Origin of the sequence: Catellatospora methionotrophica (assembly GCF_011297335.1) — a bacterium.
GTDB classification, from domain to species: Bacteria; Actinomycetota; Actinomycetes; order Mycobacteriales; family Micromonosporaceae; genus Catellatospora; species Catellatospora methionotrophica.
Window position 1 is genome coordinate 18,458 of record NZ_JAAOTJ010000005.1, and the last position, 21,566, is coordinate 40,023.

General features: G+C 72.2%; 16 protein-coding genes, 1 tRNA gene and 1 pseudogene. 8 read left to right on the forward strand and 10 right to left on the reverse strand.

The genetic code is table 11. The features are described 5' to 3' along the window. Positions 1-129 precede the first annotated feature (129 nt). The 7 genes and pseudogenes from HAV40_RS14550 to HAV40_RS14580 form a co-directional block, all read right to left on the reverse strand. Positions 130-2,151, reverse strand: coding sequence for an acetyl/propionyl/methylcrotonyl-CoA carboxylase subunit alpha (locus tag HAV40_RS14550; protein ID WP_166381521.1), 2,022 nt, complete (start codon positions 2,149-2,151; stop codon positions 130-132). Beyond that, complete coding sequence (locus tag HAV40_RS14555; RefSeq protein WP_166381522.1) at positions 2,148-3,425, reverse strand: carboxyl transferase domain-containing protein; 1,278 nt, start codon at positions 3,423-3,425, stop codon at positions 2,148-2,150. Before HAV40_RS14555 ends, HAV40_RS14550 begins: the two co-directional genes overlap by 4 nt. 255 nt (positions 3,426-3,680) lie before the next feature. Next, positions 3,681-4,460 (reverse strand): annotated as a pseudogene (locus tag HAV40_RS14560) (serine/threonine-protein kinase); the annotation flags it as partial. Between the two features lie 30 nt (positions 4,461-4,490). Then, the gene (locus HAV40_RS14565; RefSeq protein ID WP_166381523.1) at positions 4,491-8,102 is read right to left on the reverse strand and encodes an adenylate/guanylate cyclase domain-containing protein; all 3,612 of its coding nucleotides are present in this window, start codon (positions 8,100-8,102) and stop codon (positions 4,491-4,493) included. A 7-nt stretch (positions 8,103-8,109) separates the two neighbouring features. Continuing rightward, the gene (locus tag HAV40_RS14570) at positions 8,110-8,811 is read right to left on the reverse strand and encodes an MBL fold metallo-hydrolase (protein WP_166381524.1); all 702 of its coding nucleotides are present in this window, start codon (positions 8,809-8,811) and stop codon (positions 8,110-8,112) included. Positions 8,812-9,007: 196 nt separating this feature from the next. Continuing rightward, positions 9,008-9,469, reverse strand: coding sequence for a RidA family protein (locus HAV40_RS14575; RefSeq protein ID WP_166381525.1), 462 nt, complete (start codon positions 9,467-9,469; stop codon positions 9,008-9,010). Positions 9,470-9,506: 37 nt separating this feature from the next. After that, positions 9,507-9,665, reverse strand: a complete 159-nt coding sequence (locus HAV40_RS14580; RefSeq protein WP_120317449.1) for a Sp36 family protein — start codon at positions 9,663-9,665, stop codon at positions 9,507-9,509. Positions 9,666-9,801: 136 nt separating this feature from the next. On the opposite strand from HAV40_RS14580, the gene HAV40_RS14585 reads away from it, so the two are divergent. From HAV40_RS14585 to bagB, 3 genes are read left to right on the forward strand one after another with little or no spacing between them, the layout of a single operon-like run. Next, positions 9,802-10,833: an Rv0361 family membrane protein gene (locus HAV40_RS14585; protein ID WP_166381526.1), complete on the forward strand. Its 1,032-nt coding sequence runs from the start codon at positions 9,802-9,804 to the stop codon at positions 10,831-10,833. A gap of 22 nt (positions 10,834-10,855) precedes the next feature. Beyond that, positions 10,856-11,839, forward strand: coding sequence for an ATPase BagA (gene bagA / locus HAV40_RS14590; protein WP_166381967.1), 984 nt, complete (start codon positions 10,856-10,858; stop codon positions 11,837-11,839). 9 nt (positions 11,840-11,848) lie between these two features. Beyond that, positions 11,849-12,964 (forward strand): ArsA family ATPase, encoded by a 1,116-nt coding sequence (gene bagB / locus HAV40_RS14595; RefSeq protein WP_166381527.1) that lies wholly within the window; start codon positions 11,849-11,851, stop codon positions 12,962-12,964. A 64-nt stretch (positions 12,965-13,028) separates the two neighbouring features. On the opposite strand, the gene HAV40_RS14600 is transcribed toward bagB, so the two are convergent. Next, positions 13,029-13,325, reverse strand: a complete 297-nt coding sequence (locus HAV40_RS14600) for a WhiB family transcriptional regulator (RefSeq protein ID WP_166381528.1) — start codon at positions 13,323-13,325, stop codon at positions 13,029-13,031. Between the two features lie 526 nt (positions 13,326-13,851). On the opposite strand from HAV40_RS14600, the gene HAV40_RS14605 reads away from it, so the two are divergent. Beyond that, the gene (locus HAV40_RS14605) at positions 13,852-16,245 is read left to right on the forward strand and encodes a transglycosylase domain-containing protein (RefSeq protein WP_166381969.1); all 2,394 of its coding nucleotides are present in this window, start codon (positions 13,852-13,854) and stop codon (positions 16,243-16,245) included. Between the two features lie 60 nt (positions 16,246-16,305). On the opposite strand, the gene HAV40_RS14610 is transcribed toward HAV40_RS14605, so the two are convergent. Continuing rightward, positions 16,306-16,761 (reverse strand): GatB/YqeY domain-containing protein, encoded by a 456-nt coding sequence (locus HAV40_RS14610; protein ID WP_166381529.1) that lies wholly within the window; start codon positions 16,759-16,761, stop codon positions 16,306-16,308. A gap of 72 nt (positions 16,762-16,833) precedes the next feature. Between HAV40_RS14610 and HAV40_RS14615 the strand changes: the two genes are divergently transcribed. The 4 genes from HAV40_RS14615 (at position 16,834) to HAV40_RS14630 (ending at position 20,429) form a co-directional block, all read left to right on the forward strand. Then, on the forward strand, positions 16,834-17,709 hold the full coding sequence (locus HAV40_RS14615; RefSeq protein ID WP_166381530.1) for a metallophosphoesterase: 876 nt from the start codon (positions 16,834-16,836) through the stop codon (positions 17,707-17,709). 58 nt (positions 17,710-17,767) lie between these two features. Next, positions 17,768-17,841, forward strand: a tRNA-Pro gene (locus tag HAV40_RS14620). A gap of 121 nt (positions 17,842-17,962) precedes the next feature. Next, positions 17,963-18,535, forward strand: a complete 573-nt coding sequence (locus HAV40_RS14625; RefSeq protein ID WP_166381531.1) for a GNAT family N-acetyltransferase — start codon at positions 17,963-17,965, stop codon at positions 18,533-18,535. 442 nt (positions 18,536-18,977) lie between these two features. After that, entirely contained in the window at positions 18,978-20,429 is a 1,452-nt protein-coding gene (locus HAV40_RS14630) for a diguanylate cyclase (protein ID WP_166381532.1), read from the forward strand. A gap of 73 nt (positions 20,430-20,502) precedes the next feature. Here the strand turns inward: HAV40_RS14630 and HAV40_RS14635 are convergent, their stop codons facing one another. Further along, positions 20,503-21,564, reverse strand: a complete 1,062-nt coding sequence (locus HAV40_RS14635; RefSeq protein WP_166381971.1) for an aspartate-semialdehyde dehydrogenase — start codon at positions 21,562-21,564, stop codon at positions 20,503-20,505. Positions 21,565-21,566 lie beyond the last annotated feature (2 nt).

The following is a 21,566-nucleotide window of genomic DNA, read 5'->3' on the forward strand; positions in this document are numbered from 1 at the left end:
GGGACGTCCTTCTTGCCCCCCACCCCCACCCCCGTCCGGCCTCCGCCGACCGTCAGCAACTCTTAAAGACTCGCGCCCTCAGGACCAGCCTGAGGGCGCGAGTCTTCAAGAGTTGCGGCAGGGGGTGGGTCAGGCGGGGGTGAGGACGGCTAGGAGGGCGCCGGTGTCGACGAGTACGCCGGGGCGGACGCGGACCTCGGCGACCACGCCGTCGGCGGGGGCGTGCACCGGGTGCTCCAGTTTCATCGCCTCCAGGGTGAGCAGGAGGTCTCCAGCACCGACGCGCTGGCCGGGGGCGACCAGGACGCGGCCCACCGCGCCGGGCAGCGGGGCGGTCAGCGAGCCCTCCTCCAGCTCCTGGACGGGCTCCGGGAAGCGGGGCAGGCGGCGCAGGCTGAGCGAGCCCTCGGCGCTGTCGACGTACGCGGTCGCGCCGACCTCGTGCACGTGCAGGGCCAGGCGGATGCCCGCCACGTCGAGCACGACCTCGTCCGGGGCGGCGGTGACGACCGCGACGGGCGGGTGGTCGTCGATCTGGCCGACCTGGCCCAGCCCCGCGAGGTCGAGTTCCTCGGGGTCGACGGCGCGGACCCACCACTGGGCCAGCGCTCCGGTGCCGTCGAGGCGGTAGCCGACCTCGACCGGGCCGGCGGGTCCGTCGTACACCACGGTCTGTGCTCCGGTGGGCACGTTGCGCCAGCCGGACGGGATGCCGCGCTGCACCGGGGCCGCGGCCCGCCGCCGGGCGGCGGCAGCCAGGGCCGCGGCCAGGCAGCTCAGCCGGACCGCCTCCACCGAGGACAGCAGCGGCGCGAACACCTCGGGCTGCCGGTCGAGCAGGCCGGTGTCGATCTGGCCGGTGAGGAACGCCGGGTGCCGCAGCACGCGGACCAGCAGGTCACGGTTGGTGACCAGGCCGTGGATGCGGGTCCGGGTCAGGGTTCCGGCGAGCATGCGCGCGGCCTCGTACCGGGTCGGTGCCCAGGCGACGAGCTTGGCCAGCAGCGAGTCGTAGTGCACCCCGACGACGGTGCCGGGCTCGACGCCCGAGTCGACCCGGATGCCGGGCTGGAGCATGGGCCGGAACTGGGCCGAGACCTCGGGCACCTCGAACCGGTGCACCTGCCCGGTGGCGGGCAGCCAGTTGCTGGCCGGGTCCTCGGCGCACAGCCGGACCTCGATCGAGTGCCCGCGCATCGGCGGCGCGGACACGAACGGCAGCTGCCCGCCCTCGGCCAGGTACATCTGGAGGCGGACCAGGTCGAAGCCGGTGACGCACTCGGTGACCGGGTGCTCGACCTGCAGCCGGGTGTTCATCTCCAGGAAGAAGAACTCCCCGTCGGGGCTGAGCAGGAACTCGACCGTGCCGATGCCGACGTAGCCGACGGCCTCGGCGACCAGGACGGCGGCGGCGCACAGGTTCTCGCGCAGTTCCGGGGAGACGGCCGGGGACGGGGCCTCCTCGATGATCTTCTGGTGGCGGCGCTGGATGGAGCACTCGCGCTCGCCCAGCGTCACGGTGTTGCCGTGCTGGTCGGCCGCGATCTGCACCTCGATGTGGCGGGCCTGCTCGACGTAGCGCTCGCAGAAGACCGTCGAGTCGCCGAACGCGCCGAAGGCCTCGCGCCGGGCGGAGGAGACCGCCTCGCCGAGCGAGTCGGCGTCGCGCACGATGCGCATGCCCCGGCCGCCGCCGCCGATGGCGGCCTTGACCAGCACCGGGTATTCGTCCACCGCGGACGGGTCGGTCCAGCTCGGCAGTACCGGCACCTCGGCCTCGGCCAGCAGCGCCTTCGCGTCGATCTTGGAGGCCATCACCGAGATGATTTTGGCGGGCGGGCCGACCCAGGTCAGACCGGCGTCGGTGACCATCGCGGCGAAGTCGGCGTTCTCGGCCAGGAAGCCGTAGCCGGGGTGGATCGCGTCCGCGCCGGTCTTGCGGGCCGCCGCCAGGATCAGGTCGCCGCGCAGGTACGTCGCGCTCGGCGCGGAGCCGGGCAGCTGCACGGCGTAGTCGGCCTCGGCGACGTACGGGGAGTCGGTGTCGGCGATGGAGTAGACCGCGACGGTCTCCACGCCGACCGCCCGGCAGGTCGCGAAGATGCGGCGGGCGATCTCGCCCCGGTTGGCCACCAGCAGTCTGCGGATCATGACGCCACCTCACGTTCTGGCGCGCCGCCCGGTGCCCTGCGGGCGGGCGACGCGCTCACCGATAGGCAGATGCCCAGCACGGTCCGGCTGTCGCGCGGGTCGATCACACCGTCGTACGGCTCGGTGGACAGGTCGCCCACCGGCCAGCTGAACCGGAAGCCCGGCCCGGCCAGCGCCCAGGAGCCGGGCGAGCCGCCCAGCACCAGGGTGATGCGGTCGGCCTGGGCCAGTGCCCGCAGCAGCAGCGCGGAGCTGTCCGCCTGGGTGTGCCCGGCCGGGTTGGCCAGTACGAGCACGGGCACGTTCGCCTTGCCCGCCAGCCGGACCAGTTCCACGCCCTTGTCGGCGCTGTCGGGGTCGATCACCGGGCCGGTCGCGGCCAGCACCGCCACCGGGTGGCCGTGCACCGCGCCGAACCCGGCCAGCAGCGCGGCGCCCCGCTGCGGGCGGAACTCGTCCAGGTCGGAGCCGTCGAGCACGCGGGCCAGCACCTCGCGCGGTTCGGTGACCGCGGCCGGGTTCGCGCTGGCGACGGCGAGCAGCTCCTCAGCGTCGTACCGGGGCGGCTCGACCGTGTCCGACTGCGGCCCGCGCTGGTAGGTGACCAGCCGCCGTACCGTCTGGCGCACCATGCGCAGCGCGTCGCGCTCGTCCTCGGCGACCATGTCCATGCGTCCGGCGTCGGCGCGTCCGCGCACCGTGATGGTGTGGTCGGCCAGGTCCGGCAGCGGGGCCAGCCAGGCGTCGAGCGGGCCGAAGACGGCGCAGAGCACCGGGGCGGCCATCCGCCCGAGCCGCGCGAAACACGGGTCGGGCAGGCCGTGGCGGCCCTGCTCCTCGGGCGTCGACTCCAGCAGCAGCACCAGCGGCAGCAGGTGCCGCCCGGCCAGCTCGACGGCGCGGGCGAACTTCGCCCGGCCCGCCTGGGCGGGGCCGCCGACGTACACGGTCGGGTCGTTGGCGATCAGCATGCACTCGATGCCGTCGACCACGCCCAGCGCGGTCACCAGCCCGGCGCCGACCGGCTCGCCGGCCTCCCGGCCCGCCGTGGCGGCCAGTTCCAGCAGCGCGGTGTCGGAGTCCACGAGCAGTTCGATGCGCTCGCGGGGCAGCAGCTTGCCGCGGGCGTGGTGCCGGGTGACCTCCTTTTCGCCACCGCCGTCGCGGGCCTGCGCGTGCGCGTGGTCCAGCGCGCGCAGGCCCGCCTGTGCGGTGCTTCGGTTGTCCAGGAAGGAGGGCGCGCGGGGGTCCAGCGCGGTGTCGAGAGTCGCCATGGTGAACCTGCTCCTCGGTGCTCCACCGCTTGTTGACACCAGAGCAACGAGTGGTTCAAGGAGGGCGACACGCGCCCTGCGGCGCGTCGTGCCGTACCGGCGCGGGCGGGTGAAGCAAACGCGCAGGTGCGGGCGTCTATCCGATCACTGGAAGAGTTTGTCGATGAGGTTGCCGAAGAAACCCTGCCGCTGGACGGGGACGGTCGGCGGGTCCACGTTCGAGACGTCGACCGTGGACGTGTCCTCCTGCGCCGGACCGTCCAGGTCGACGGCGGCCAGCAGCTCTTCGAGGGCCCGCGCGGTGGGCCGGGCGGCCGGGTCGTTGTCCATGCCCTGGCGCAGGATCGCGCACAGCGCGAGGGGCACCTCGGGCAGGTCCGGCACCGGCAGGGCGAACATCTCGATCAGCGTGAGCAGCCCCGGCGGGTGATCGCGTTCCCAGCGCGGCGGCGCGCCGCGCAGCAGGGCGTACAGGGTGGCGCAGAGCGCGTACACGTCACCGGCGGCGGCGGGGTCGGCGCGGCGGAACGCCTCGGGCGGGGCGTACGCCGGGGTCATCACGTCGAGGGTGATGTCGGGGTCGCGTATCTCGGCGAGGATGGCCAGCCCGAAGTCGGCCAGGGCGGGCTCGCCGAAGCTGCTGATCAGGATGTTCGCCGGTTTCACGTCGCGGTGCACCACGCCGCGCTCGTGCGCGTCGGCGAGCGCGTCGGCGATCTTCACGCCGAGGTCGCGGACCTCGTGCGGGCGCAGCGGCATGCGGTCCTGGTAAGAGCCCGCGTACAGCTCCATGATCAGGTAGGGGTGGTTGTCGGCGGTCACCCCGGCGTCGAACAGGTCGGCGACGTGCGGGTGCCCGGACATCTTGCCCGCGGCCCGCGCCTCGCGCAGGAAACGCGACCGGTCCCGGTCGCTGTCGATGGTGCGGTTCTCGACCTTGACCGCGACCTCACGCCCGACCGACCCCTGCACGGCCCGGAAGATGGTCGCGTATCCGCCGACGGCGAGCAGCGACAGATCCGAGAGACCGGGGATCTCCGGGAAGGCGGGCGTGTACTTCACGGGCTAGACGGTAGCGCCTCGCCCCGATGTGATGGCACCCCATGTCGCCAATGCAACGGCACGTTCGCTCGTCTGCTGGGTCCCGTCCGCGAGCGCCCGCGCGCGCTCGGCCGTGACCTGCGCCTGCTCATCCTGCCCGGCCGAGGCCAGGACCCGGGCGTACACCGTGGCGGAGCGCACCAGGCTGCGCACGTCGACCGCGGGCAGCGACTCGGCCAGTTCCGCGGCGGCCAGCGCCTCCTCGATCTGCCCGGCGGCGAGCAGCGCCTCGGCGTACAGCGCGACGCCCTGGCGGCGGGAGTACAGCATCGACGGCGCGTGCGGCGCGGCCGCCACCGGCGTCAGCAGCCGGATCGCCATCGCGGTGTCGCCCGCGGCCAGCCGGGCCGCGCCGAGCAGCGCCCGCGGGCCGACCCGGGCCGGGTCGAGCACGCCGTACGGCGAGACCATCGTCAGCACGGACCGGGCGTCGAGTTCGGCGGCCTCGAAGTCGCCGCGGTCCAGCGCCACGAAGCCGCGGACCGTGCCGGCCATGCCCACCAGCAGCGGATGGCCGACCTTCGCGCCCTCCTCCAGCGCCTCGCCGAGCAGATCCTCGGCGTGCCCGTACTCGCCCAGCCCGCGCGCCACGACACCCCGCGCGACCAGTGCGAAGCCACGTCCCCAGACGTCTTTGGCGGCGGCGAAGTCGCGATAGGCCCGTCGCGCCTCCCGGTCGGCCTCCCCCAGCTCGCCCAGCTCGGCGGCGGCGAACGCGGCGACCGCGCGCAGCGTGCCGACGGCCCACGACTCGCCGACCCGCTCGCCGAACGGCAGGAACACATGGGCCAGGCGCAGGGCCTCGTTGAGCCGCCCGGACAGCAGCCGGGCGAACGCCGTCGTGCCGCGCAGCCAGGCCCGGCCCACCGGGTCCTTGGCCTCGGCGAACAGGCGCGCAGCGCGGGCCAGCGCCGCGTCGGCCCCGGCGAAGTCGCCGCGGGTGGTGGTCACCCAGGCCAGGTTCTGCAGCGACCAGGCCTGCGACTTGCGGTCGCCCGCCGTGACCGCGATCTGGTACGCCCCGGCGAACCGGCTGGACGCGTCGCCCAGCCGCCCGCCCAGGAAGTCGGCCATGCCCAGCCGCCGCATCGCCTCGGCGCGCTCGCCGGGCAGCTCGGCGTCGGTCGCCGTGGACAGTGCCTCCGACCAGAGCCGGTACGCGTGCTGCGGGTCGCCCTGTGCCACCTGTGCCCGGCCCGCCAGCAGCAGCGCACCGGCCCGGGTGCGCGGGGAGTCGGTGGCGTCGGCGACCAGCTTCTCGGCGTCGTGCAGCGCCTCGGCGAGGCGGCCGTACTGCAGCAGTGAGCGGGCGTGCACCAGCCGGTCGGGCAGCGGCAGCGCACCGGGGGCCAGCCGCGCGGCGCGCTCGCCGTAGCCGACGGCCTCGGCGGGTTCACCGGACTGCCCCGCCCGGCGGGCCGCCCGGCCCAGCGCGGCCACGCCCAGCGGCGCGACCTGGCGGGCGGGCACGTCGGGGCGCAGCCGTACCGCGTCGGCCAGCCGGGTGGCGCGTTCGGCGTGCTCGGCCACGAACGCGTCGCGCATCGCCTCGTCGACCCCGGTCAGGCCGGGCACGGTACGTCCCGAGGAGACCTGCACCGGCGGCTCGCCGGGCGCGGCCCAGCGGGCGAGGAAGGCGTGCCGGTCCGCGAGGTCGGCCTTGCCGACGCCGCCGTACGCTGCTTCGCGCAGCAGCGGGGTGGCGAAGGCGAAGCCGCCCCGCACCCGGCGCAGCATGCGGCGCTGCAGCAGCTCGTCGACGGCCCGGTCCAGCTCGACGGCGACCACGGCGGCGGGGCGGCCGTCCCGGCCGGAGCGGCGCTCGCGCAGCGCCTCCAGTGCGCCTGCGGGCACCGTGTCGCCGACCACGGCGGCGTCGCGCAGCACCGCGCGGGCCTCGGTGGGCAGCGCGTCGATGCGGGCGGCGAGCACGGCGGCCAGGTCCCGCGACAGCAACTGGTTGCCCAGCGAGCCCGGCGTGAGCCGCCACTGCGCACCGGCCTTGGTCAGCGCGCCGCGCTCCATCAGCAGCGTGGTCAGTTCGGCCAGGTAGAACGGGTTGCCCTGGGCGGTGCTGAGCAGCCGGTCCTCGTCGGCCTGCGGCAGCCGGCCGCCCTTGAGGTACGCGGTGAGCAGCCGCGCCGCGTCCGCGCCGCGCAGCGCGGGCAGCGTGTTCGCCTCGGCGTCGGCGACCCGGGTCAGCTGCCCGGCCCGGCGCACCAGCTCGGGGCGGCCCAGCAGCAGCACCAGCACCGGCCCGGTCAGCTCCTCCAGCGTGAAGCCGAGCGCGTCCAGGGTCTCCGGGGTGCCGTCGTGCAGGTCGTCGACGATCACCACCAGCGGCGACTCGGTGGCCAGCGCGTCGAGCAGCCGGGCCACGGCGACCGCGAGCACGGCGGTGTCCCGGCCGGGCTGCTCGGGGTCGTCGCCGGACAGTCCGTGCCACTGCGCCAGCTCGTTCGGGTCGGCGTAGCCGAGCAGCGACAGCAGGGCGTCGACGTCCACGCTGACCGGCTTGCCGGGCTCGCTGCGCTGGGTCAGCCGGGTCGTCAGCCGGCGCAGCCGCTCCTCGGCGACCTGCCGGGTGACCGCGGTGGCGCTGTCGGCGGGCAGGCCGATAGCCAGCCTGACCAGGTCGGACAGTGGCGCGAGGCGGCGGCGCTCGCCGTACGCGGCGCAGCGCACCGACAGCACCCGCGCCTGCGTACGCGCCGCGAAGCGGCCCGCGCTGACCTCGTACCCGTTGGCGAAGCGCTCGACCTCGGAGGCGAACCGGGTCTTGCCGATGCCCGCCTCGGCGGTGAAGACCAGCACCCGCGGTTCGTCCCGGTCGACGACCTCGGCCAGGCGTCCGGCGACCCGCCCGAGTTCGGGCTCGCGGCCCACGAACGGGCCCTCCTCGCCCAGCCCCGCCCGGCTGCCCCGGGCGTCGTGCAGGCCCAGCAGCTCGTACGTCTCGACGGGTTCGCGTTTGCCCTTGAGCCGCAGCGGCCGCAGGTTGCGCCAGCCCGCCACCGACCCGGTCGCCGCGACCGTGCGCGCCCCCGCGTAGATCGCGCCGACGGCGGCCGCGTCGGCCAGCCGCGCGGCGGTGTTCACGGTGTCGCCGATGACCGTGTACTCCAGCCCCGCCTGCACGCCCGCGACCACCGGCCCGGTGTTCAGGCCCAGCCGCAGCCCGGTCGGCGCGCCGCCGCCGCGCTCGTCGTCGAGCACCCGGCGCACCGCGCGCTGCATCGACAGCGCGGCCCGCACCGCCCGCTCGGCGTCGTCCTCGTGCGCCACCGGGGCCCCGAACACGGCCATGATGCCGTCGCCGGTCAGCTTGTCCACGTGCCCACCGAACGTCTTCACCGCACCGGCCAGTGCCGACAGCACCCGGTCGGTGACCGCGCCGACCCGCTCCGGGTCCAGCTCCTCCGACCACGAGGTGAAGTCGGACAGGTCGCCGAACAGCACGGTGACGACGCGCCGCTCGGTGGCGGGCAGCGTCGCCGCCGCGGGCAGGGCCGCGCCGCAGTGGTGGCAGAAGCGGGCGGCCGGGACCGGCACGGTCCCGCAGACAGGACAGGTCATGGCAGCTTCACAGCTCGCTCAACGTCGCCAGGTACGCCAGTTGTGCCCGCACGGTCCACTCGGCGGCGAACCGGATTCCCGGGTCGACGTCGGCGTAGACGAGGTCGACCACGTCCTCTGGCGTGCTCGCACCCTGCTTGACCGCGTCCCGCACCTGGTCGAGCCGTTCCAGCCGGTGCGCCCGCAGCCAGGCCGCGGCCACCGCGCAGTTCGGCAGTGCCGGGCCGTGGCCGGGCAGCCCCGGCACCGGGTAGCCGGTCAGCGTGTCCAGGCTGGCCAGGTAGGCCCCGACGTCGCCGTCGGGCCAGGCGACGACGCTGCTGCCGCGGCCCAGGATGGTGTCGCCGGTGAAGACGACCTTCCTGCCGTCGCGTTCCGCGACGAAACACACCGAATCCGCGGTATGCCCTGGCGTGTCCAGTACGGTCAGCCAGTCCGGGGCCTCTCCGACGCTCGCACCGGTCATCGCGGCCAGGGTGGCGACTCCCTCGACGTGGTCGTGGTGGCCGTGGGTGACCAGGATGCGGCGCACCGGGCCGGCGGCCACGATGGCATCGAGGTGGGCGGGGTCGTCAGGGCCGGGGTCGATCACGGTGCCGTCGTCGAGCAGCCAGGTGTTCGTGCCGTCGAGGGTCATCGGGCCGGGATTGGGGGCCCGCAGCCAGGTCACCCACGCCGGGAGGAGTTCCGAGGTCAGCCGCGCCGTCATGCCGAGAACTCTACTGAGCCCCGAGCGCGTCGCCCGCCGACGAGGTGATCGGATTTCAGCACGCGGCACTCCACCGCCGGGCCACGCCCCCGCCTTACATACACGTTGGCCTATCTGGATGAAAGAAACGCGATCGTCTTCATCCAGATAGGCCAACGTGTATCGAAATCGGGCGGTCACACCCGCGCGACGGGTGTCAGTCGCGGACCTCGGCGATCAGCTCGACCTCGACCGGGGAGCCCAGCGGCAGCTCGCCGACGCCGACGGCGCTGCGGGCGTGCTTGCCGGCCTCGCCGAAGACCGCGCCGAACAGCTCGGACGCGCCGTTGATGACGCCGGGCTGGCCGGTGAAGCCGGGGGCGGAGGCCACGAAGCCCACCACCTTGACGATTCGGACGACCTTGTCCAGGCCGACCAGCCACTCAAGTGCGGCCAGGCCGTTGAGAGCGCATCGGGCGGCCAGCTCTTTCGCCTGCTCGGCGCTGATCTCGGCGCCCACCTTGCCGGTGGCCAGCAGCTTGCCGTCGGCCATGGGCAGCTGGCCGGAGACGTACACGTGGTTGCCCGAACGCAGCGCGGGCACGTACGCCGCCACCGGCGGGACGACCTCGGGCAGCTTCAGGCCCAGTTCAGCAAGCTTCTCGTACGGTTCAGACATCTTTGTCTCCTTCACCGCGGGATCCGCGGGGTTGTGCTCAGGCGGACTTGGGCCGCTTCAGGTAGGCCACCAGTTGCTCCGGGTTGGGGCCGGGCACGACCTGGACCAGCTCCCAGCCGTCGGCGCCCCAGTTGTCAAGGATCTGCTTGGTCGCGTGGACCAGCAGAGGCACGGTGACGTACTCCCACTTCGTCATGGGCATAACCTAACGTGCCATCAAGATCTCGCCGGTCGATCCCTGCTGCGTGGGGGTGCGAGGTGCGGTTAAGCTGAGCCGCCGCGGGGGCAGCTGAGTGTCGCGGCCTCGAAAAGAATGACCAGGGGAGATCCGCATGACCCAGCCGCACGACGAACAGCAGCCGACCACGCCGCAGCCGACGCAGCCCGCGTACCCGCCGCCGTCGGACCCGTTCGCCTCGGCGACGGTGACGCCGCCGACGACGCCGCAGCCCGCGGTGCCGCTGCCGCCCGAGGCCGAGCCGACCCCGGCCCAGCCGACCCCGGCCACGCTGCCGATCGCGGAGAACAAGCCGGCCTCGCCGGTGTCCGGCGCGCCCGCCCCGGTCTCCGGCACCCCCGCCCCGGCCTTCCCGACGCCGCCGACCGCCGCGTACCCGACCCCGCCGCAGTCCGGCTACCCGGTCTCCGGCCAGCCCGCGTACCCGACGTCCGGCCAGCCCGCGTACCCGGCCCAGCCCGGTTACCCCACGTCGGGCCAGCCCACCTACCCGACCTCGGGGCAGCCTGCGTACCCGGCCGCGGGACAGCCCGCGTACCCCGTTTCCGGACAGCCCGCTTACCCGACCTCGGGTCAGCCCGCGTACCCGGTCTCCGGACAGCCCGCCTACCCGACCTCGGGACAGCCCGCCTACCCCGGCATGACGTACCCGGGCGCGCCCGGTGCGCCGGCGGCGCCGCCCAAGAAGAGCAAGGCTCCGCTGATCATCGGCATCGTGCTCGGCGTGCTCCTGCTGCTGTGCGGCGGCGGCATCGGCGCGTACGTGCTGCTGACCCGTAACACCGAGGGCACCGGCGCGACGACCGCCAAGGACGCGACGCAGAGCTTCCTCACCGCGATCTACAAGAGCGGCGGCAACGCCGACGCGGCCGAGAAGCTGGTCTGCGGCGACGCCCGCGACCGCAAGGCGATCGAGGCGAAGATCGCCGAGATCAAGTCCCAGACGGCGCAGCTCAAGGGCCCCAACTTCACCTGGGAGACGCCGAAGATCTCCGGCGAGACGGCGACCCAGGCCACGGCCGACGTCACTGTGAAGCTGGTCACCAGCGACGAGAAGATGTCCGAGCAGAAGCTCACCCTGACCCTGGTCAAGCACGAGGGATGGTTCGTCTGCGAGGTCAAGTAGCACCTGGCACCATCGAGGGGTGCTGAACGACGGTAATGACGGGCCGGCCCGGCGCAGTGCACGTGACACTGCCTGGCCGGCCCGCCTGCATGTGGTGACCGGTAAGGGCGGGGTCGGCAAGACCACCGTCGCCGCCGCGCTGGCGTTCGCGCTGGCCGCGGGTGGACAGCGCACCCTGCTGGTGGAGGTCGAGGGGCGGCAGGGCCTGGCCCAGCTGTTCGAGCTGGAGCCGCTGCCGTACGCCGAGCGCCGCCTCGGCGAGGCCGGGGTGGACGTGCGGCTGCTCGCCGTCGACCCCGAGGAGGCGCTGCTGGAGTACCTGGAGATGTTCTACCGGATGGGCGCGGCCGGGCGGGCGCTGCGCAAGCTGGGCGCCATCGACTTCGCCACCACCGTCGCCCCCGGCCTGCGCGACATCCTGCTCACCGGCAAGGTGAAGGAGGCGACGACCCGCACCGACGACAGCGGCCGCCGGGTGTACGGCTCGGTGGTGCTCGACGCGCCGCCCACCGGCCGGATCGGGCGCTTCCTCAACGTCACCGCCGAGGCCGCGAAGCTGGCCAAGATCGGCCCGATCAAGTCGCAGAGCGAGAGCGTGGCCGCGCTGCTGCGTTCGCCGATGACCTCGGTGCACCTGGTCACCCTGCTGGAGGAGATGCCGGTGCAGGAGACCGCCGACGCGCTGCACGAGCTGACCGCGCTCAACATCAGCGTCGGCAAGATCATCGTGAACTGCGCCCGCCCGCCGCTGCTCGACGACGGCCGGGTCACCCAGGCCGAGCTCAAGCGCGGGCTGACCGCGGCCGGGCTGCCCGCCGACCGGCGTACGGTGACGGCCCTGCTCGACGAGTCGCGCGACCACCAGGCGCGGCGCGCGCTGGAGGAGGAACTGCGCGGCGAACTGGACACGCTGGGCCGCCCGGTGGTCGAGCTGCCGCTGCTGCCGGACGGGGTGGACCTGGCCGGTGTCCAGCACCTTGCCGGACTGTTGCGCCCCGCCCCTTAGGCTGAGCACATGCTCGACGTGGACGCCCTGCTGGCAGATCCCGGCGTACGCATCGTGGTCTGCTGCGGTTCGGGCGGGGTCGGCAAGACGACCACCGCCGCGGCCCTGGCAGTGCGAGCCGCCGAGGAGCACGGCCGTCGCACCGTCGTGCTGACCATCGACCCGGCCCGGCGGCTGGCCCAGTCGCTCGGCCTGACCGAGCTGGACAACACCCCGCGCCCGGTGGAAGGCCTGACCGGGGACGGCGACCTGCACGCGATGATGCTGGACATGAAGCGCACCTTCGACGAGGTGGTGCTCAGCCATACCGCGCCCGAGCGGGCCAAGGAGATCTTCGCGAACCCCTTCTACCAGGCCATGAGCTCGACGTTCTCCGGAACGCAGGAGTACATGGCGATGGAGAAGCTGAGCCAGTTGCGGGCCACCGACCGGTGGGACCTGATCGTGGTGGACACCCCGCCGTCCCGCTCGGCGCTGGACTTCCTGGACGCGCCCGCGCGGCTGGGGCGCTTCCTGGACGGCCGGATGCTGCGGCTGCTGATGGTGCCCGCGCGGGCCGGTGGACGGAGCATGTTCAACCTGGTCACGGCCTCTTTCGGGGTGTTCTCGAAAGCGGTGCAGAAGATCCTCGGCGCGCAGCTGCTGACGGACCTGTCCGGTTTCGTGTCGGCGCTGGACTCGACCTTCGGCGGTTTCCGCGAGCGGGCCGACCGCACCTACCGGGTGCTGCAGGACCCGCAGACCGCGTTCCTCGTGGTGGCCGCCCCGGAGCCGGACGCCGTACGGGAGGCCGCCTACTTCGCCGAACGGCTCGGCGCGGAGCACATGCCGCTCGCCGGGCTGGTACTCAACCGGGTGCACCGGTCCGAGCTGCCGGACCTGTCGGCCGCCGACAGCGCGGAGGCGGCCGAGAAGCTGGCCGACGAGCACACGCTGACCGCACAGGCGCTGCAGGTGCATGCCCTGCTGATGCGGCAGGTGGCCCGCGAGAGCGAGGTGTCGACCGGCTTCACCGACGAGTTCCCGCAGGTCCCGATCGCTTACGTGCCCGCGCAGCCGACCGACGTGCACGACCTGACCGGCCTGCGGGCGATCGGCGCGGCGCTGGCCGCCCGCGAGGAGTGACCCGAAGGGCCGTTCCCGCCATCGCGGCGGAAACGGCCCTCCGATGATGAGATGGGTGGATCAGTCAGGCCCGGACCAGCTCCCGGCGGTCCTGTTCCTGCATGGCGACCTCGAAGGCGCGCTTCCAGCTCGCCACGTGCGGGTGGCGGCGCAGCAGTGCGCGGCGCTCCCGCTCGGTCATGCCGCCCCAGACGCCGAACTCGATGCGGTTGTCGAGTGCGTCCGCCAGGCACTCGTACCTCACCGGACAGCCGCGACAGACTCTCTTGGCGACGTTCTGCTCCGCGCCCTGAACGAACAGCGCGTCCGGATCCCCGTTCCGGCACGCCGCGAGACTGGGCCAATCGTTGACCATGCCCATGTGTCCACGTCCCCCCTGACGTTCCCTCACCGCTCGCGACTTGCCCTTTTCGGCAGACCAAAGGCCCGCTGAGCAGGGCACATCCCCCCGGATGGTTCCCCCGAACCGAAGCGAACGGTGTGCGTTACTCGCTCGCCCATCATGCTCCGTAGTCAGACGATTACGCAACGTTGCCAGCCAAAATGGCGGAAAAAGGTCTTTAACTGCGCCCAGTCAGCACCTGAGCAGCGAGTACGCGCGCCGGAGGCGACCCCCGCCCGCGGGCCAGGACGGGGGTCCGGCGGCCCGCGGCGGAGCGTCGAAATGCGAGTAACGGGGCGGCCACAAGTGCCCGGGGGGACATCTCGTGACCGAGGCGACGCAACCACACGCCAGGGGTCGTGCGTCTTGGACAACGAGCACATGCCCGAAACGGTTGCGGGCGACGGGGGCGACACTGCGGCGCACCCTGCCCATGCAGCCTGAACCGGTATGGTGCGGCACGCGACACCGAAAATCGCTCACGTAACCTGAGGCGGTGACCCTGATGCGAAAGCGCGACCACAACATACTGGCCAACGCCGCATCTCTCCTGATTTGCGGCCTGCTTGCCGGAGTGGTGGTGGCTGCGGCCGCATTCCCCGCGGTGGCACTGTCCGGACTGGCCGCGAAGGCGGGCGGTGAAGCCTTCGGCCAGCTCCCCGACGAGCTGGTCGTCAAGCGCTCCCCCCAGATCAGCTACGTCTACGCCAACGACGGCAAGACGCTGATCGCGACGATGTACGACGAGAACCGCCGCGACCTGCCGATCGCCGATATCCCCCAGATCGTCCAGCAGGCCATCCTGGCCGCCGAGGACCAGAAGTTCTACGAGCACAACGGCGTCGACGTGGTGGGCATCGCCCGCGCGTTCGTGGCCAACAAGCAGGCCGGCGACGTGGAGCAGGGCGCCTCGACGCTGACCATGCAGTTCGTCCGGCTGTCGATCTCGTACTCGGCCGACACCGCGCAGGAGGTCGTCGACGCCACCGAGGACACCACCAAGCGCAAGGTCCGCGAGATGCGCTACGCGATGGCCATCGAGCAGCGGATGAGCAAGGAGCAGATCCTCGAGGGCTACCTCAACACCGCATACTTCGGTAACCGGGCATACGGCATCTACGCCGCGGCGCAGGTGTACTTCGGCAAGGAGCCGAAGACGCTGACCGCCGCCGAGGCCGCGTTCCTGGCCGCGCTGGTGAAGTTCCCCGGCACGTACAGCGTCGAGACCGGCGACGGCGAGAAGACCGCCGTCGACCGCCGCAACTACGTGCTGAGCGAGATGGCCGAGACCGGCGCGCTCACCGGGCAGCAGGCCACACTGGCCAAGGCCGAGCCGCTGAAGATCGTCGGCAAGATCACCCCGAACGGCTGCGTGCAGTCCACCAAGAACGCCTGGGGCTTCTTCTGCGACTACTTCCAGCGCTGGTGGAACGACCAGGAGGTGTTCGGCTCCACCGCGTACGACCGCGAGCGCCAGCTCAAGTCCGGCGGTTTCCGCATCGTCACCACGCTGGACCCGGTGGCCCAGAACGCGGCCAACAAGAACGTGCTCAGGCAGGTGTCGGTGAACGACTCCCGGGCGCTGATGCTGGCCGCGGTCGAGCCCGGTACCGGCCGGGTGCGCGCCCTGGCCGTCAACCGCAACTTCAAGCTCGACGACAAGAACAAGCCCGCGAACAAGATCTCCACGAACCCGGAGAAGAGGAAGAAGGGCATCCGCGGTACGTACCCGAACACCACCAACCCGCTGATGACCGGCGGCGACGGGTTCACCGGCTACCAGGCCGGCTCGGCGTTCAAGATCTTCACGATCATCGCGGCGCTGGAGAAGGGCTACCCGCTGGCGACCACCATCGCCACCAAGAAGCAGTACGTGACCAAGTTCCCGATCAGCGGCCCGAACGCCAACTGCGGCGGCTTCTACTGCGCCAGCGGCGGGGGCGGCGGCGTGCACAACATGTGGACAGCCTTCGGCAGCTCGGTCAACACGTACTTCGTCCCGTTGGCGATCATGGCCGGGATCCAGAACGTGGTGAACGTGGCCAAGAAGATGGGCATCACCTTCCACGACGAGCCGAACACCAACCAGGACGACCTCGGCTACTCCAACAACGCCAGCCAGTGGGGCGCGTTCACGCTGGGTGTGTCCACCACCACACCGCTGGAACTGGCCAACGCGTACGCGACGATCGTCGCTGACGGCCTCTACTGCGAGCCCACGCCGGTGCAGTCGATCACCGACATCAAGGGCAACAACCTGTCCGTCGCCGACAAGCGCTGCAAGCAGGTCATCGCGCCGGACATCGCCCGCGCGGCAGTGGACGCCGGACGCTGCCCCGGCGGCGACGACTCCGCCTTCGGCAAGTGCGACGGTCACGCGACCAACCGGGACTCCCGCGGCATCGTCAAGAAGCCGATCACGGGTAAGTCCGGCACCACCGACGACGACAACTCGGCGACGCTGACGCTGTCCACCCGGCAGCTCACCATCTCCGGCTTCCTCACCAACCCCGACTGGGCCTTCGCCCGGGGCATGAAGCACGCGGTCATCAACCCGGCCGTGCAGCGGACCCTGGGCGACTTCATGAAGGGCAAGCCCACGCTGGCCTTCACGAAACCGAGCACGAAGATCGCGAACGGCGACCAGATCTCCATCCCCTCGGTGGAGTGCAAGACGGTCGAACAGGCCAGGTCGATCCTCAGGGCCAAGGGCTTCGAGGTCGAGACCGCCCCGGAGCAGACCGACTCGAAGTGCGCGAAGGGGATGGCGGCGGGCACCACGCCGACCGGCCGGACCATCCGCAAGGGCGTCGTCGTCATCGAGATCAGCAACGGCAAGGGCGCCAAGCCCTCCACAGGGCCCGGCAGCGGACCAGGCGGCCCACCACCGCGTAACTGACAGACGAGGCCCCGTTCGCACCACGCGAACGGGGCCTCGCCCATTTGTCGGCTGAGACGCTCAGGCAGCCAGCTGGCGGCGTACCTCAGCGGAGACCTTGCCACCCTCGGCGCGACCGGCCACCGCGGCCTGCACGGCCTTCATGGCCGGGCCCATCGCGCCCATGCCGCTGAAGCCGCCCGCGGCCAGCGTCTCGGACACCAGCCGGGCGATCTCGACATCGGTGAGCTGCTGGGGCAGGTACCGCGCCAGCACTGCCTCCTCGGCCCGCTCCTTCGCGGCCTGCTCGGCGCGGCCCGCGTCGGCGAACGCGACCTCGGCCTCGCGGCGCTTCTTCGCCTCCTTGGCGAGCACCGCGAGCACCTCCTCGTCGCTCAGCTCCCGCTTGGCCTTCCCGGCGACCTCCGCGACGCCGACAGCGGCCAGCGCCATCCGCAGCGTGCCGGTCACCATCTCGTCCCGCGCCTTCATGGCCGAGCGCATGTCCTCGGTCAGGCGCTCCTTGAGCGTGCCCATACCCACCTCTCCGTGCTCCGCACATCCGACGGCACTGTGGTGCCCCCGGGCGATGAAACTACTCTTAGCGTCATGGGTCCGCTCGGGAAAATCGTGTTGGGCGCCGCCGTCGTCGGCGCGGGCGCGCTGGCATACGGCACGCTGATCGAACGCAACTGGTTCACGCTGCGCCGCTACGACGTGCCGCTGCTCGCCCCGGAGGCCGAGCCGCTGCGGGTGCTGCACGTGTCCGACCTGCACCTGACACCCCGGCAACTGCGCAAGCAGCGCTGGGTACGCGAGCTGGCCGGGCTCGACCCCGACCTGGTCGTGGTGACCGGTGACAACATGGCCCACCCGGACGCGGTGCCCGGCGTGCTCGCCGCGTACGAGCCGCTGCTCGAACTGCCCGGCGCGTTCGTCTTCGGCTCGAACGACTACAGCGGCCCGGTGCTGAAGAACCCCTTCGGCTACTTCCGCGACGACCGTGACTACGAGCACGGCGTCGCACTGCCCTTCGAGGACCTGCGCGCGGCCTTCCTCGAAGCCGGCTGGGTCGACCTCAACAACAGCCGCGCCACGCTGAAGGCCGGCGGCCGCGTCGTCGACCTGGCGGGCGTCGACGACCCCCACATCGACTTGGACGCCTACCCCGCCGGACCGGCCGACCCGACCGCCGCGGTGCGCATCGCCCTCAGCCACGCGCCCGAGCCCCGGATCCTCGACGCGTTCGCCGCCGACGGCTTCGACCTGCTGCTCGCCGGGCACACCCACGGCGGCCAGGTCCGCGTGCCGGGCGTCGGGGCGCTGGTCACCAACTGCGGGCTGGACCGCAAGCTGGCCCGCGGGCTGCACCGCTGGGACCGGTCCTGGCTGCACGTGTCGGCCGGGCTGGGCACACATCCGACGGCTCCGGTGCGCTTCGCCTGCCGCCCCGAGGCGACCCTGCTCACACTCATCCCACGCTGAGGGGGATACCCGTTTTGGAGCCGGGGACCGGGTCAGCTAGTATTTCGGAGCACCACTTCGGGGTATAGCGCAGCTTGGTAGCGCGCTTCGTTCGGGACGAAGAGGCCGTCGGTTCAAATCCGGCTACCCCGACCGAGAGAAGGCCCAGGCCAGAGAAATCTGACCTGGGCCTTCGGTGTATTCAGGGTCGGCTCCCTGCGTCCTTCGGTCTCAGCCGATCTCCCTGGTAGAGCGCCTGCCCTAGGATCGCCTGATGTTCCAGCCGACGTACCCGATCCACACCACGCGGCTCGTCCTGCGCCCGATCACGCTGGACGACCTCGACGACGTGTACGCGTGGCAGTCCCGCCCCGACGTCGTGCGCTGGATGCTCGGCGTCGGCCCGCGCACCCGGGAGCAGTCGCTGTCGTCGGTGGCCGCGATGGCGCGTGAGGACGCCCTGAACGCGGTGGGCGACTGCCTGACCCTGGCCGTGACGACCGACGCCGGGGTGATCGGCACCGTCGAACTGGTCTGGCGCAGCGAAACCGACCGTACGGCCGAACTCGGCTACGTCTTCCACCCCGACCACGGCGGGCGCGGGCTGGCCACGGAGGCCGCCTCGGCGCTGCTGGACTGGGGCTTCGGCGAATTCGGCCTGCACCGGGTCTATGCCCGATGCCACGGCGGCAACGAGGCGTCGGCCCGGATGATGGCCCGGCTCGGTATGCGTCGCGAGGCCCACCACGTCGAGAGTTACCTGTTCGGCGGCGAATGGGCCGACCAGCTCACCTTCGCCGTCCTGGCCCGTGAATGGCGAGCCCGCGCCACTGCCCCTGACAGCTGATCCCACCCCCGCCAGGCCCTTTCACGCACGCCTTCCGATGAAGATCGCTGTTCGAGGTCAAAACATGCGGCGTGACCTCATGTTTTGACCTCAAACGCCGATCTCCAACCGGCACCCACCTCCGTAGGCGCACCGCAGCAGCAGAATTCACCCGAACGGGTGACGTGTCGCTGGCCGGGACCGTTCAGTCACGCCGAGTGACGCGCCGTTGGACACCGTCATCCGTCGATGATCAGTGCTTATCGTCGCCGGTGTCCCATTCAGCGGGACGAGGAGGCGGGGATCACCTCGACCTGGACCGGTGAGCAGGGCACGGATGCCCACTCAACCGATGGTCACGCTGGGCGAACGATTTTCATAATGGCCGTTGTACCTGCCTACGGTGAGTAAGCTTGGCCGCCGTAAGCCCCTTACCCTCGACCAAAGAGCGAAATCCTGCCCCGTGCCCCTTCCTCGCATCATTGATGATGTCTCCGCAGCACTGCGAACCTCCCGCAGCGCGGTTGAAGCCTGCAACGTCACGGTCTCCGTGCTCAGCCGGCACACCCCCGCCCTGATCGAGGCGCTGCTGCACGTGAAGGACCAGCTCCGGTGCGTCTCGGCGAGCGGCGCATGGCAGGTGTTCTCCGCCGTCCCGCTGGGGCACGGCGTGGTCGGCCGGGTGTACGCCAGCGGCAAGCCCGTCACCATCCTCGACGTCGCCAACGACCCGGACTACATCCGGCTCGGGCCGCCGATCACCTCGGAGATCTGCGCGCCGATCATCGACCGCACCGGGCACCCGGTCGGTGTGATCAACGCCGAGTGGGCCGAGGCACAGCCGCTGGACGGGTGGGAGGAGACCCTCACCGAGGCCGGGCGGCTGCTCGGGGCACGCCTGAGTGAGCTCGGCGGGCCGCCCGCCGAGACCCGCAGCGAGCAGCTGCTACGCCACGCGCTCGCGCTCACCAACGCCGAGACCGACGCCGAGGTGCTGCTCCGCGCCTGCCGCGCGGCACGTGAGGTGACCGGCCTTGCCGCCGCCGTGCTGCTGCGGCCCGCCCCGGACCTGCTGCCCGAGGAGCAGGAGCTGCGGGTGGTCGTCGCGGCCAGCTCACCGGAGCCCCGCGACCGGCCACTGGTCGCCCGGCTGGGGCAGATCGAACCGGACCGGCTCGCCGCGCTGCTCGACGAGGCCTGCCGGTACGGCGCGTCGTACACCCTGGGTGATCCGGCGGTGCTGGACGCCCGGGGCTTCGAGGCGCTGACGGCCGCCGGGGTGCGCACCATGATCGCGGTGCCGCTCGGCGCGGGCACGCCTGTGGTGTCCTCGTCGGTCGGTGCGCTGGTGGTGCTGGACGAGACCGCGATCGTGCCGGACAGCGCGCTGGTGAACCTGCTGGAGTTGCTGGCGGCGCAGGCGAGCACGTGCCTGGAGAAGCTGACCACGCTGCGCCGCCTGCACGTGCAGGCCAACTCCGATCCGCTGACCGGCCTGCGGCACGGCGGGCCGTTCGGGGACCGCCTCGCCAACGCGACGCCGGGCCGGACCGCGCTGCTCGCGATCGACATCGACGAGTTCAAGGCGGTCAACGACACGCTCGGCCATGCGGCGGGCGACCGGGTGCTGGTGCAGATGGCCGTCGCGCTGCAGCAGGCGCTGCGGCTCGGCGACGAGTTGTTCCGGGTGGGCGGCGACGAGTTCGTGGCGGTGATCGACGTGCCCAGTGCCGCGGAGGCACTGCTGGTCGCCGAGCGCCTGGTCGCGGCGGCACGGGCGACCGGGCGAACGATCAGCGTCGGCGTGGCCGTGCAGGGCGAGCTGGAGCCGCCGGAGGCCGCGATGTACCGCGCCGACCAGGCGCTGTACGCCGTGAAGCGCAACGGCCGCAACGGCGTGCGCCTCGCCCCGTAGCGGCGCTGCCAGGACGTGAGGAAGGGCACCTTCCAACGCGGAGCGTCAAGAAGGTGCCCTTCCTGCGTACGGGTCAGTGGCGCAGCTCGGTGGCCAGTAGTTCGGCGATCTGGGCGGTGTTGAGGGCGGCGCCCTTGCGGAGGTTGTCGCCGGTCACGAAGAAGTCCAGGGCGCGGGGGTCGTCGACGGCGCGGCGGATGCGGCCGACCCAGGACGGGTCGGTGCCGACGGCGTCGATGGGCATGGGGAACTCGCCCGCCGCGGGGTCGTCGACGACGATCACGCCGGGTGCGCCCTGCAGCACCTCGCGGGCGCCCATGGCGTCGACCTCGGAGCCGAAGACGGCGTGTACGGCGACCGAGTGGCCGGTGACCACCGGGACGCGTACGCACGTCGCGCTGACCTTCAGATCGGGCAGGCCCAGGATCTTGCGGGTCTCGTTGCGCATCTTCAGTTCCTCGCTGGACCAGCCGCCGTCCTTGAGGGAACCGGCGAACGGCACCACGTTCAGCGCGACGGGTGCGGCGAACGGGCCCAGGTCGTCGCCGACGGCGTGCCGCACGTTGCCGGGCCGCGTGCCGAGGACCCGGTCCCCGGCGATCTTCGCGATCTGGTCGTGCAGCGTGTCCACGCCGACCTGCCCGGCCCCGGAGACGGCCTGGTACGAGGCCAGCACCAGCTCCTTGAGGCCGTACGCGTTGTGCAGCGGGGCGATCGCCACGATCATCGCCAGGGTGGTGCAGTTGGCGTTGGCGATGATGCCCTTGGGCCGGTTGCGCACCTGGGCGGGGTTGATCTCGGGGACGACCAGGGGCACGTCGGGGTCCATCCGGAACGCGCCGGAGTTGTCGACCGCGATCACGCCGCGGGCCGCCGCGATCGGCGCCCAGTAGGCGGAGACCTCGTCGGGCACGTCGAACATGGCGACGTCGACGCCGTCGAACGCGTCCTCGGTGAGCGCGACGACCTCGATCTCCTCGCCGCGTACGGGCAGGCGGCGGCCTGCCGAGCGGGCGGAGGCGATGAGCCGGATCTCGCCCCACACGTTGCGGCGGTTGCTGAGGATGTCGAGCATCACCGTGCCGACCGCGCCGGTGGCGCCCACGACGGCGAGAGTGGGCAGCTTATGGGTCATGG